At 66.8% G+C, this 12,986-nt stretch carries 10 protein-coding genes; 8 read left to right on the top strand and 2 right to left on the bottom strand.

Annotated features, from left to right (window positions below; genetic code table 11):
* Window positions 1-181 precede the first annotated feature (181 nt).
* Both NGK62_RS23720 and speG read left to right on the top strand, forming a co-directional pair.
* Complete coding sequence (locus tag NGK62_RS23720; protein ID WP_251880631.1) at window positions 182-1,096, top strand: LysR family transcriptional regulator; 915 nt, start codon at window positions 182-184, stop codon at window positions 1,094-1,096.
* A 57-nt stretch (window positions 1,097-1,153) separates the two neighbouring features.
* Window positions 1,154-1,738, top strand: a complete 585-nt coding sequence (gene speG, locus NGK62_RS23715; RefSeq protein ID WP_013393257.1) for a spermidine N1-acetyltransferase — start codon at window positions 1,154-1,156, stop codon at window positions 1,736-1,738.
* Between the two features lie 70 nt (window positions 1,739-1,808).
* On the opposite strand, the gene rtcR is transcribed toward speG, so the two are convergent.
* Window positions 1,809-3,422, bottom strand: coding sequence for an RNA repair transcriptional activator RtcR (gene rtcR, locus NGK62_RS23710; RefSeq protein ID WP_251880630.1), 1,614 nt, complete (start codon window positions 3,420-3,422; stop codon window positions 1,809-1,811).
* Window positions 3,423-3,629: 207 nt separating this feature from the next.
* On the opposite strand from rtcR, the gene NGK62_RS23705 reads away from it, so the two are divergent.
* The 4 genes from NGK62_RS23705 (at window position 3,630) to rtcA (ending at window position 8,617) form a co-directional block, all read left to right on the top strand.
* On the top strand, window positions 3,630-5,192 hold the full coding sequence (locus NGK62_RS23705; protein ID WP_251880629.1) for a vWA domain-containing protein: 1,563 nt from the start codon (window positions 3,630-3,632) through the stop codon (window positions 5,190-5,192).
* A 282-nt stretch (window positions 5,193-5,474) separates the two neighbouring features.
* Complete coding sequence (locus tag NGK62_RS23700; RefSeq protein WP_059374487.1) at window positions 5,475-6,698, top strand: RtcB family protein; 1,224 nt, start codon at window positions 5,475-5,477, stop codon at window positions 6,696-6,698.
* A gap of 39 nt (window positions 6,699-6,737) precedes the next feature.
* Window positions 6,738-7,556, top strand: coding sequence for a nucleotidyltransferase domain-containing protein (locus tag NGK62_RS23695; protein ID WP_251880628.1), 819 nt, complete (start codon window positions 6,738-6,740; stop codon window positions 7,554-7,556).
* Window positions 7,557-7,573: 17 nt separating this feature from the next.
* Entirely contained in the window at window positions 7,574-8,617 is a 1,044-nt protein-coding gene (gene rtcA, locus NGK62_RS23690; protein WP_251880627.1) for an RNA 3'-terminal phosphate cyclase, read from the top strand.
* A gap of 12 nt (window positions 8,618-8,629) precedes the next feature.
* Here rtcA and NGK62_RS23685 read toward each other — a convergent pair whose 3' ends face one another.
* Window positions 8,630-11,020: a heavy metal translocating P-type ATPase gene (locus NGK62_RS23685; RefSeq protein ID WP_251880626.1), complete on the bottom strand. Its 2,391-nt coding sequence runs from the start codon at window positions 11,018-11,020 to the stop codon at window positions 8,630-8,632.
* Between the two features lie 133 nt (window positions 11,021-11,153).
* On the opposite strand from NGK62_RS23685, the gene cadR reads away from it, so the two are divergent.
* Together cadR and NGK62_RS23675 are read left to right on the top strand one after the other, a co-directional pair.
* Window positions 11,154-11,588 (top strand): Cd(II)/Pb(II)-responsive transcriptional regulator, encoded by a 435-nt coding sequence (gene cadR / locus NGK62_RS23680; protein ID WP_054456564.1) that lies wholly within the window; start codon window positions 11,154-11,156, stop codon window positions 11,586-11,588.
* A 188-nt stretch (window positions 11,589-11,776) separates the two neighbouring features.
* Window positions 11,777-12,958, top strand: coding sequence for a CaiB/BaiF CoA transferase family protein (locus NGK62_RS23675; protein WP_059374286.1), 1,182 nt, complete (start codon window positions 11,777-11,779; stop codon window positions 12,956-12,958).
* Window positions 12,959-12,986 lie beyond the last annotated feature (28 nt).

Genomic DNA, 12,986 nt, shown 5'->3' with positions numbered 1-12,986 from the left:
CGCGCGGGTCTGGCGCCCGCGGTGGCTGGGGTTGGGCCGGAATCCTCATGGCTTCCGGGCCGCCATATTGGAAGACTGCGGCGTTCCGAACAATGACCGGGGTGATAAATTATCGTTGCCCTATGGGCAACACGCGAATCACTTTCAACTGGCGCGGCATAGCGCCCCAGGAACGCGGGATATGCAGGAAATCAGCCAGGTCCGCCTGAAGTACTTCAACGAGGTCATGGCCTGCGGCTCGATACGGGGCGCGGCCGACAAGCTGGATACGGCGGCCTCAGTCATCAGCCGGCAGATCCAGCTGCTGGAAAAGGAGCTGGGCGTGCAACTGTTCGAGCGGCGCTCGCGCGGACTGACGCCCACCGAGGCCGCCGACATGCTGCTGGAGTACCACCGCGGCTGCCGCGCCCAGCAGGAACACCTGAACGCGCGCCTGCAGGAATTGCGCGGCATGCAGCGCGGCAACGTGCAGCTGATGATCAGCGAAGGCTTCATCGACGGCTTGATGGAGCACGTGGTCGGACCGTTCTGCATCGAATATCCGCAGATCAACATCAGCGTCAACGTCGGTTCGGTCAACGAGGTGGTCGAGGCGGTGGCTTCGGACGCGGCCCACATCGGGCTGGCCTACAACCCGCCGGTGGACCCGCGGCTGCGCTGCCGCGCCAGCCGCAAGCATCCGGTCTGCCTGCTGGCGGGGCGCGGCCACGCCTTGGCCTCGCGTCCAGGGCCGCTGACCATCGCCGACATCATGCCGTATCCCTTCGCGCTGATGTCCGCGCCCTACGGGCTGCGCCAGGCGGTGGACCTGCTGGAATTCACCGAGCGCATCCACCTGACGCCCAGCCTCACCACCAATTCGCTGCGCGTACTGAAGCAGTACGCAATGACGGGGGCCGGCGTGACGCTGATGCCGAACCTGGGCGTGCATCATGAGCTGGCCAGCGGCGAACTGGTGGCGATTCCGATCGCGCATCCCATCCTGAGCGCGCCCGAATGCCAGGCGCTCCTGCGGCTGGGAAGGCCGCTGTCGTCCGCCGCCAATGAGGTCATGCGGCGCATCGAACAACGCCTGCCGGCGTTCTCGGGCGGCTGAGCGCCAGCGCGTCGGGCCGCGCCCGCTTACAATGGGCGCACTTTCGGAGGTATCACCATGTCGGTCACAACCGATATCAAAATACGCCCCCTGGAGCGTGGCGACCTGCACTTCGTGCACAAGATCAACAATAACGACGTCATCATGCGTTATTGGTTCGAAGAGCCCTACGAGGCCTACGACGAACTGGTCGCCCTGTATGACCGCCACTTGCACGACCAGAACGAGCGGCGCTTCATCATCGAGCACGACACCGGGCAGCCCGCCGGCCTGGTCGAGCTGGTGGAAATCGACTACATCCACCGCCGCGCCGAATTCCAGATCATCATCGCGCCCAGCTATCAGGGCCGGGGCTACGCCAAGGCGGCGACGCGCATCGCGGTGGGCTATGCCTTTCGCGTGCTGAACCTGCACAAGGTCTATCTGGTGGTGGACAAGGACAACACCGCCGCCGTGCACATCTACGAGCGCTGCGGCTTCCAGATCGAAGGGCTGTTGAAGGAAGAGTTCTTTTCCAACGGCGGCTACCGCGACGCCTACCGCATGGCCCTGCTGCAGCACGACCATCTGCGCGACGTGGGGCCTGGCGCGCCGGATGCGCCGGTGCTGCGCGACTGGCCGCAGGAAGAGCAGGCGGGCTGAGGCGGGCATGGTTGCCAGCAAAGCGTCGGGCAGAGTTGCCCGGCGCTTGTTCCTTGCCGGCTGGGCGGCTTCAGCCTTCCCGGCCCGAAACGCTTTCCCAGTTCAAGCCGAATTTCAGCAGATATTTGCGCAGGCGGTCAGCATCGTTGACCACGGTGCGTTGCGCGCGCGAGCGGTTGTACAGCTTGCGTCCCGCCTCGGACAGCGAGTCTGATTGCCGGCACACGCCGATGACGGCTTGGAGCTGCAGGCGATCGAACAGGTCGAGGCCATCGACAGCGTCGGCGGGCAGCAGCGCGTCTAGGCGCGTCCTGTCGCCGTCGCGGTCCGCGGGCGCGCCGCGCTGCCATAGCCAGTTCAGACGCTGGATCTCGGCTTCCACCAGTTCCAGCGGGATCCGGCCGCCGTCCGCCAGCGTCGCCAGCCGCGTGATACTGGCCGACAGGTCGCGGAAGTTGCCGATCCATTTGGCCTCGGACGATCTGGCGAACTTCAGGTAGCGCGTGCGCGCTTCGGCGTTGAATCGGACCACGGCGCCGGTTTCCTCGGCGGACCGCATGAGCAGGTGGTCGACGTTGGGCTCGATGTCCTCGGGCCGCTGCGCCAGTCCGGGCAGGTCATAGGACCACAGGTTGATGCGCGCATACAGGTCTTCGCGGAAGCGCCCCTGCGCGACGTCCACGCGCAGGTCGCGGAGGGTGCCGGCGATCAGCTGGAAGTCGCTGCTGGTCTCGCGGTCGCTGCCCATGGGCAGGAAGCGCTTTTCTTCCACGGCCTTGAGCAGCATGGCCTGCTCGTCCAGGCCGAGTTCGCCGATTTCGTCCAGGAACAGCACGCCCTGGTGGGCCGTGCGCAGCAGGCCTGCCCGGTCCGCGGCCGCGCCGGTGAAAGCGCCTTTCTTGTGGCCGAACAGCGTCGAGGCGGCGCCGTCGCCGCGCAGCGTGGCGCAATTGACCTCGACGAATTCGCCCTGGACCTGGTGACGGGACTTCTTCAATTCGTACATGCGGCGCGCCAGGTGCGACTTGCCCGCGCCGGTGGGGCCGGTCAGCAGGATGGGCGCCTGCGAGCGCACCGCCACCCGTTCTATCTCTTCGATCAGCGTATTGAACGCCTTGTTGCGCGTGGCAATGCCGCTCTTGAGGAATTGCAGCGCGTCCTCGCGCGCCTGGCTGAAGCGGCGGGCCAGCACGTCGTAGCGCGACAGGTCCAGATCGATCAGTGTGTACTTGCCGGGACCTTCGCCCGCCTGCTTCCTGGGCGGCGCGGTCTGCAGCAGCACGCCAGGAATGGCGCGCGACTCCACCATCAGGAACATGCAGATCTGCGCGACGTGCGTGCCGGTGGTGATGTGCGCCCAGTACTGCTCGCGCTCCGGGTCGAAACGATAGCCGCGCGTCCAGTCGTAGAGCGCCCCGTACATTTCGCCAAAATCCCAGGGATCGGCGAAGTCCATCGGGATCAGGTTCACGATGGTGTCGGGCGACAGGTTGGCGATGTCCTGCTGCATCACCTGGGCCAGCGCCTTGTAGCGCGTCGGATAGAACAGCTCGAGCCTGTGGATCAGCGTGTCTTCGTGCTGGACCAGCGATACCGTGGGCCGCCATTTCGCCCAGCGGCCTGCACCCTGGCCGGCATCCAGCTGGGTGCCGAGGAAGCCGATGACGACGTTCTTCTTTTGCATAGTTTTTTGGATAAATGACTAGCTAATATTCTATATAAATCCTAGAGACGATGAGATGAGATTTTCTTTCTGCCCGTTTTGGAAATTAATTAATAGTTAAGAATCAATGGCTTGAGAAAAATTTCCGAGCGATCTGGCAAAGTTGGCACGCCCTTTGCATAAGGAGATGCATAGACAACGAATCGCATGCAAGAAGGAGAACGCTCCATGGTCAACACGCAACTCTTCCAATCCCTGCGCGGCGCGCTGCTGCCGGCAGCCTTGGACGCCAATCAGGAACGGGCGCCGGCCTATGAATTCGGCCCGCGCCATCAACTGGCCCAGCTTGCCGTTACCGGCTGCCTGCGCCAGACGTTCTACGCCCAGGCGCAGGATCAGCTGGATCGCGTGCTGGCACTGGCCGCGAGCGTAGATCCGGCCTTCGTGGCCAAGACGGCGATCCATGCCCGCGAATCCGGCTACATGAAGGACATGCCGGCGCTGCTGGCCGCAATCCTGGCCGTGCGCGACCTCAGCCTGCTGGCCCAGGTGTTCCCGCGGGTGGTGGACAACGGCAAGATGCTGCGCAACTTCGTGCAGATCCTGCGCAGCGGGGCCGTGGGCCGCAAGTCGCTGGGCACTCGGCCGAAAAAGCTGGTGCAGCGCTGGTTGCTGCAAGCCACGGAAAAACAGTTGCTTAACGCGGCCGTGGGCAATGCGCCGTCGCTCGCCGACGTGGTGAAGATGGTGCATCCCAAGCCTGCCGAGGCATGGCGCGCGGCCTGGTTCGCCTGGCTGATCGGCAAGCCCTATGACGAAGCCGCGTTGCCGCCCGCGACGCAGGCGTTTGAGCGCTACAAGCGCGATGCCACGGGCGTGCCGCCGGATGTGCCGTTCCAGATGCTGACCTCGCTCGAGATTGGGCCGGCGCAGTGGGCCCAGGTCGCGCGGGCCGGGTCCTGGCAGATGGTGCGCCAGAACCTGAATACCTTTGCGCGCCACGGGGTGTTCGAACTGCCGGGCATGGCGAAGGCCATTGCCGCCAAGCTGCGCGATCCGCAGGCCGTGACCCAGGCGCGGGTGTTGCCGTACCAGCTCATGTCGGCCTTCAAGGCGACGGGCGAGGCGGTTCCGGCGGTGGTGCGGGATGCGCTGCAGGACGCGATGGAGCTGGCGATCGCCAACGTGCCCCGCTTCAGCGGTCGTGTGGTCGTGTGTCCCGACGTGTCGGGTTCGATGCAGTCCGCGGTAACGGGCTGGGCCGGGTCGGCGACGTCGGCGGTGCGCTGCATCGACGTGGCGGCCTTGGTGGCGGCCGCCGTGCTGCGCAAGAACGGCCGCGCCCGGGTGCTGCCGTTCGAGTGCGACGTGGTCGATGTGCGGCTGAACCCGCGCGATTCAGTCATGACCAACGCCCAGAAGCTGGCTGAAGTCGGCGGAGGCGGCACCAGCTGCAGCGCACCGCTGGCTTGCCTGAACCGGGAACGGGCCAAGGTGGACCTGGTGATCCTGGTCTCGGACAACGAGTCCTGGATGGATGCGCGGCGCCAGGGAGCGACCGAAACCATGCGCCAGTGGGAGGCGCTGAAACAGCGCAACCCGCGCGCGCGGCTGGTGTGTATCGATATCCAGCCGCAGGCGACCACGCAGGCGGCGGAGCGTTCCGACATTCTGAACGTGGGCGGTTTTTCCGACGCCGTGTTCGAGATGGTGGCAAGCTTCGCCGAAGGACGGATGGGCGCCGAGCACTGGATCGGCGAGATCGAGGCCGTGTCGCTGGGAGTCCAGTAGGCGGCCAGGCCGCCGCAGGAAATTGATGTACCGATTACGCGCGAATGCCGGCAGGACTACATCGGATGCCACGGGGTTCAAATCCCCAGGCCGGGAAACCGGAGCAGGCTACGTCTTGCCAATCTGGTCGCGCATTGTCTTGCTCCGGAGGAGGTTCCTCCGGGGCGAGTTGGACGAATGCGGGCGGGACTACATTCCAAATTGTCCGTCTCGCCCACGAACTAGTCGTCCGTTGCTTGCCTTATGCAACAGTATTGTTCAATAGAAAAGAAGAAGATCAACATGTCGAATCAGAACTACAACGTCGAGGAAATCGCTGGCGGCGTGCCGGTGAAAATGTGGACCAAGGGCGTGCCCGTCGAAGACGACGCCAAGCGCCAGCTGGCGAACGCCGCCCGTCTGCCCATCGTGTTCAAGCACATCGCGGCCATGCCGGACGTGCACTTGGGCATCGGCGCGACCGTGGGATCGGTGATCCCGACGGTCAAGGCCATCATCCCGGCGGCGGTGGGCGTGGACATCGGTTGCGGCATGATGGCCGCCAAGACCACGCTGCGCGCCGAGGACCTGCCCGACAACCTGGGCCCGCTGCGTGCGGCCATCGAGCAGGCCGTGCCGCACGGCTCGGCGCCGCGCGGACGCCGCGACACGGGCAGCTGGGAGAACCCGCCCGTGTCGGTGGACCAGGTCTGGGCCACGCTGGCAGACGAGTTCGATGCCTTGTGCGAGCTGCATCCGCGTCTGCGCAACACCAACAACCGCAAGCACCTGGGCACGCTGGGCACGGGCAATCACTTCATCGAGGTTTGCCTGGATGAGGCGGGCTTTGTGTGGTTCATGCTGCACTCGGGTTCGCGCGGCGTGGGCAACGCCATCGGCACGCATTTCATCGAGCTGGCCAAGAAGGACGCGCAGCGCCACCAGAGCAATCTGCCGGACGAGAACCTGGCCTACTTCGAGGAAGGCGCCCAGTATTTCGGCCACTATGTGCGCGCCGTGTCGTGGGCGCAGCAGTTCGCGCTGCGCAACCGCGAGGTGATGATGGCCAACCTGATCGCGACGGTGCGCAAGGTCATCGCCAAGCCCTTCGAGTCGCACGTGGAGGCGGTGAACTGCCACCACAACTACGTGCAGCGCGAACGCCACTTTGGCGAGGACGTGTTCGTGACCCGCAAGGGCGCGGTCAGCGCCAAGCGCGGCGAACTGGGCATCATCCCGGGCAGCATGGGGGCGCGCAGCTACATCGTGCGCGGCCTGGGCAACCCGGAGAGCTTCGAGAGCTGCAGCCACGGCGCGGGCCGCGTCATGAGCCGCACCAAGGCAAAGAAGATGTACACGGTGCAAGACCAGGTCCGCGCAACAGAAGGCGTGGAATGCCGCAAGGACGCCAATGTCATCGACGAAATTCCGATGGCCTACAAGGACATCGACGCCGTCATGGCGGCGCAGCGCGACCTGGTGGAAGTGGTGCACACCCTGAAGCAGGTGGTGTGCGTGAAAGGCTGACGGAGCGGGGCGCGGGCCCCATTCCCCAAGGAGAAGAACATGAAGCAGGAAAGCGTCATGAGCGCGCATCCGGTGTCGGACGACATGCGCGCGCTCATCGCCGAGAAACTCGCCGACATCGAGCGCCAGCACCAGGTGACGGTGCTGTACGCCTGCGAGTCGGGCAGCCGGGGCTGGGGTTTCGCCTCGCCCGATAGCGACTACGACGTGCGTTTCGTCTACGTGCACCGGCTGTCCTGGTACCTGACCGTGCTGCCGGGGCGCGACGTCATCGAACAACCCATCAGCGGCGACCTGGACATCAACGGCTGGGACCTGCGCAAGACCCTGGGACTGCTGCGCGATTCCAATCCGACGCTGCTGGAATGGCTGCGTTCGCCTATCGTCTATCGCGCCGTCGAGCCCTGGGCGCCGCGCCTGCGGGCGCTGGCCGAAGAGGAGTTCTCGCTGGTCCGCGGCTATCACCATTACGTGTCCATGGCCCGCAAGAATCTGCGCGAGCACCTGCTGGGCGAGGTCGTGCGCTACAAGAAGTACCTGTACGTGCTGCGGCCGCTGCTGGCGGCGCGCTGGATCAGGGACGGACGCGGCGCGCCGCCCATGCGCTTTGCCGAGCTGGCGAGCGCGACGCTGACCGACCAGGCGCTGCTCGATGAACTCAACGCCTTGCTGGCGGTGAAGATGCGCGCGGGAGAGGCCGCGACCAGCCCGCGCTGGCCGGGCCTGCATGACTTCATCCTGCGCGAGTTGGAAACGGCGCAGGCGCACGTTCCGGTTGCGGGCGACAGGCCGGACCTGTCGCGGCTGGATCAGTACCTGCACGATGCCGTCCTGCATTTCGATGCCGGACTCGAGTGAAACAGAATTGGATGTGTATGAAAGTGATAGAAATCGACGGGGCCGCCGGAGAGGGCGGCGGCCAACTCCTGCGGACGTCGCTGGCGCTGTCCATGTGCACGGGCCAGCCGTTCGCCATGACCCGCATCCGGGCGGGGCGGGCCAAGCCCGGGCTGATGCGGCAGCATCTGGGCTGCGTCAACGCCGCGGCCGAGATCAGCGGCGCGCGCACGCAGGGCGCGGAATTGAACTCGCAGTCGCTGAGCTTCGCGCCAGGCAAACCGCGGGCGGGTGACTACCGTTTCCATCTGGGCACGGCGGGCAGTTGCGGACTGCTGCTGCAGACGCTGTGGCCGGCCCTGATGATGGCGGACGCGCCCAGCCGCCTGTCGCTGGGCGGCGGCACCCATAACCCGGCCGCGCCGCCGTTCCATTTCCTGGCGCGCAGCTATGCGCCCCTGCTGGGGCGGCTCGGCGCGCGGGCGGAACTGAACCTGCGCCGATTGGGCTTCTACCCCGCAGGCGGCGGCGAGATCGACGTCTCGATCTGGCCTGCCGCCGACGCGCTGGAGCCGTTCGACCTGACCGAGCGCGGCGCGCCCGCCGCGCGCTACGCCGAGTGTTATGCGCCAGCCCTGCCGCGCGCGGTCGCGCGGCGCGAACTGGAGCATCTGGGCGAGGCGCTGGGCTGGACCGCGGAGCAGTTGCGCGTCGCGCCCGCGCGCCAGCACGAGGGGCCGGGCAACGCGCTGCTGGCGACGCTGGAGCATGAGCACGTTTGCGAGGTCTACACCCGTTTTGGCGCCAAGGGCGTGGGCGCTGAGCAGGTGGCCCAGGAGCTGGCGCAGGACCTGCGCGGCTACCTGGACAGTGACGCGGCGCTGGGGCCGTACCTGGCGGATCAGTGGGCCTTGCCGCTGGCCCTGGCCGTCTGGCGCCGTGGCCGGCCCGCGTGCTACACCTGTACCGAACTGACCGCGCATGCGCACAGCAACTTCGCGGTCATCCAGCAGTTTTTGCCGGTGAAGTTCGCCGCCGTCCCGCAAGGCGCGGGCTGGCGCGTATCGGTCGAGCCCGCCTAGGGCGGGCTGGTCCTAGTGGGCGGCAGGCGCCGCCCGCAACAGCCGCAAGCCGTTCGCCACCACCAGCAGGCTGGCGCCCACGTCGGCGAACACCGCCATCCACAGCGTGGCGTTGCCGGTCATGGCCAAGGTCAGGAACACGGCCTTGATGCCCAGCGCCAGCGCGATGTTCTGCACCAGCACGCGATGCGTGGCGTGGGACAGCCGCAGGAAGGTGCCGATCTTGCGCAGGTCGTCGTCCATCAGGGCGACGTCGGCCGTTTCGATGGCGGTGCCGGTGCCGGCCGCGCCCATGGCGAAGCCGATGTCGGCGCGGGCCAGGGCGGGGGCGTCGTTGATGCCGTCGCCCACCATGCCGACGCGGCCGCCCGACGCCAGCTTGCTTTCGATGGCGGTCAGCTTGTCTTCGGGCAACTGGTCGCCGCGGGCTTCGTCGATGCCGACCTGTTGCGCGATGGCTTGCGCCGTGGGCGTGTTGTCGCCCGTCAGCATCAGGGTGCGCACGCCCAGGGCGTGCAGGTCCGCGATGGCGGCGGCGCTGGTCGGCTTGACCGTGTCGGCCACGGCGGCCACGGCCAGCACGCGGCTGCCGTCGGTCAGCGCGATGGCGCTCTTGCCCTGGCGTTCCAGTTCATCCAGGCGCGCTTCCAGCTTGGGGCTGGAGACGCCCAGTTCGCGCATCAGGCGGCGGTTGCCCAGCTGGAAGGTCACGCCGTCCAGCGTGGCGCTGACGCCGCGGCCGGGCAGGGCGGTGAAGTCCCGCACGTCCAGCAAGGCCGTGCCGGCGTCGCGCGCGGCATTGGCCACGGCCAGCGACACCGGGTGGTCGGAGCGGGCGGCCAGGCTGGCGGCGACCAGCGCGGCCGGTTGGCGGCTTTGGTCGGACACGTCCCAATCCTGGATGTCGGTCTGCACCGGCTTGCCGTGGGTCAGCGTGCCGGTCTTGTCCAGCGCCAGCCATTTCAGGTTGCGGCCTTCTTCGAGATACACGCCGCCCTTGACCAGGATGCCGCGGCGCGAGGCCGCGGTCAGGCCGCTGACGATGCTGACCGGGGTGGAAATGACCAGCGCGCAGGGGCAGGCGATGATCAACAGCGCCAGGGCGCGGTAGATCGCGTCGAACCAGGGCTGGCTCCAGAACAGCGGGGGCAGCACCGCCACCAGCACCGCGATGCCCACCACGGTCGGCGTATAGATGCGCGAGAAGCGGTCGATGAAGCGCTGGGTCGGCGCGCGCGCGCCTTGCGCCTGTTCGACGGCGTGGATGATGCGCGCCAGCGTGGTGTTGCCCGCCGCTGCGGTGACGCGGTATTCGAAGGAACCCGCGGCGTTCACGGTAGCCGCGTAGACCGGGTCGTTCTGTGTCTTTTCCACCGGCAGGCTTTCACCGGTGATGGGGGACTGGTCCACCGCCGAGCTGCCGCTGACGATGATGCCATCGGCCGCGATGCGTTCGCCCGGGCGCACCCGCACGATGTCGCCCACCTGCAATTTGGCGGCGGGCACTTCCAGCCAGTCGCCATTGGCCTGGCGCACGGTGGCGGTTTCCGGCGCCAGGTCGAGCAGGCCGCGGATGGCGTTGCGCGCCCGGTCCAGGGAGCGGGCTTCGATCAGTTCGGCCACGTTGAACAGGAACATCACCATGGCCGCTTCGGGCCATTGGCCGATCAGCACGGCGCCAGTGACGGCGATGCTCATCAGGGCATTGATGTTGAGGTTGCCGTTGCGCACGGCGATCCAGCCCTTGCGGTAGGTGCTGACGCCGCAGGCCAGGATGGCGGCCACGGCCAGGGCCGCGGTGACGCCCAGCGGCCAGCCGGCGAAATGCGACAGTTCCGACAGCGCCGCCAGGACGCCGGCGCCGCCGATCAGCCACCAGTTCACCGGCTTGGCGGCGGGGGCGGGTGTGCCGGGGGCGTTGTCGGCCAGGGGCTCGGGCGTCATGTCCAGCGACTTGATGGCGGCCATGACGCGGTCCAGCGCGCCTTCGGCATGCACCACCGTCAGGACGCGCTGCATCAGGTTGAAGTCCAACGCGTGCACGTCGGCCATGTTGTCGAGCTTCTTGCGGATCAGCGTTTCCTCGGTGGGGCAGTCCATCTGTCCGATGCGCAGGCGCGCCAGCGACTGGCCGGGGCCGGCGGTAAGCGCGGCCGCGCCGGCGCCCGAGACGCTGAAGGGCTGGCCGTCGCCGTGGCCGCAGCAAGCGTCGCCGCCGTGGTCGTGCTTGCGACCGTGGGCGTGATCGTGGCCGGCGTGGTCGTGGCTGTGATCGTGGCCCGCGTGGCTGTGATCCGCGTGATCATGCCCCGCATGATCGTGTCCGGCATGCGCCTGGGCGTTCTTGGCGGGAGCGTCGCATGCGTCATGCGCGCAGCAGGCGCCGCCTTGCCCGGCGGGCATATGTTCGTGTTTTTTGACCGGAGGTAAAGACATCGTCCTCTGCCTTGAAATAAGCTGGTGACGCTATTCCACACCTTGGAGTTACTATAGGGTCAACCCCCTATATCAATCGGATGCGATCCGGGAGGCAGCGATGCGTATCGGCGAATTGGCCACGGCGGCCGGGACCACGGTCGAGACCGTCAGGTATTACGAGAAAGAAGGGCTGTTGCCGGCCCCGGAACGGGGGCTGAACAATTACCGCAGCTACGGCCAGCCCCATCTGGAGCGGCTGCGGCTGATTCGCAATTGCCGGGCGCTGGACATGACGCAGGACGAGATCCGCGCCATTCTGTCGCTGGCGGACAACCATCAAAGCGGTTGCGGCCCCATCAATGAACTGTTCGACGAGCACATCTCCCACGTGGACGAGCGCATCGCCGAGCTGACCCAGCTCAAGACCCAGCTCACCGAACTGCGCCAGCGCTGCCTGTCGGCCCGGCCCGACACGGAAGACTGCGGCATCCTGCATGGCCTGAGCGAAATGCAGGTCGAAGAGCGCCAGGAACGCCACACCCACCTGGGCTGACACCGGCCCTGCAAAGGGCGGCATCACGGAATACAGGCCTGATGGCCTAGGGAAAACCCGCCGCGCAAAAAGCGCGGCGGCGTCTTGTTGCGCCCAAAATCAACATATAAGATGTCCAACATCCAACAAATAATGACAAGGCGGCGCGGTTCACCCCCCAGCGACGCCGAACAGAGAGGCAGACAAGCATGGATTCCAAGCCCTTGGGCCGATTCACCGTCCTGGACCTGACGCGAGTGCGCTCGGGACCCGCCGCCGTGCGCCAGTTCGCGGACTGGGGCGCCACCGTCATCAAGATCGAAGAGCCGGGTGACGAGCAGGACGACAAGCCGGGCGGTTCCGCCCAGTTCGCCGACTACCAGAACACCCACCGCAACAAGCGCAGCGTCACGCTGAATCTGAAGCACCCGCAGGGCCGGGCGCTGTTCCTGGACCTGGTGCGCCAGGCCGACGTGGTGGTGGAAAACTACCGGCCCAACGTCAAGTTCAAGTTGGGCATCGACTACGAGACGTTGCGCCAGGTGAACCCGCGCATCGTCTACGCCAGCGTGTCCGGCTTCGGGCAGGACGGCCCCTACGCCGGACGGCCAGGGCTGGACCAGATCGCACAGGGCATAGGCGGGCTGATGTCGGTGACGGGCGAGCCCGGCCGTGGCCCCATGCGGGCCGGGATCCCGGTGGCGGACCTGACTTCCGGCCTGTTCTGCGCCATCGGCATCTTCATCGCGCTGCTGGAGCGCGAGGTGTCGGGGCAGGGGCAGTGGGTGCAGACCTCGTTGCTGCAATCGCAGGTCTGGATGATGGATTTCCAGGCGATGCGCTGGCTGATGAACGGCGAGGTGCCGGGCCAGAGCGGCAACGACCATCCCACCAGCAGCCCGACCGGCGTGTTTCCCACCAGTGACGGCTATATGAACATCGCGGCCATGGGCAACGATATCTATGCGCGCCTGTGCCGCGTGCTGGAACTGCCGGAACTGATCGAGGACGAGCGCTTCCTGACCGTGCCGCTGCGGGCGCGCAACCGTCCGGCGCTGAACGCGGCCATCGGCGCGCGCACCGCGACCCGACGCACCGCCGAATGGATCGCGTTGATGAACAAGGAAGGCGTGCCTTGCGGTCCGATCCTGGGCATGGACCAGACCTTCGAGGATCCGCAGGTGCGCCACCTGGGACTCAGCCGCGAGATCCGCCATCCCGCGCTGGGGCCGATCTCGGTGGTGGGGCAGCCGATGATCCTGAGCCGCTCGAGCGCTGGGGAAATGGCGCCCGCGCCCGAGCGCGGCCAGCACAATGGCGACGTCTACGGCGGCATGCTGGGCTTGGCGCCCGCCGACTTGCAGCAGCTGGCCCGCGAAGGCGTCATTTAAGGGATCCGTCCAGGCACCGAGCATAAAA

It is taken from the genome of Achromobacter sp. Marseille-Q4954 (assembly GCF_943737025.1).
Taxonomy (GTDB): Bacteria; Pseudomonadota; Gammaproteobacteria; order Burkholderiales; family Burkholderiaceae_B; genus Achromobacter; species Achromobacter bronchisepticus_A.
This window is presented reverse-complemented; position numbering and strand designations above follow the sequence as displayed.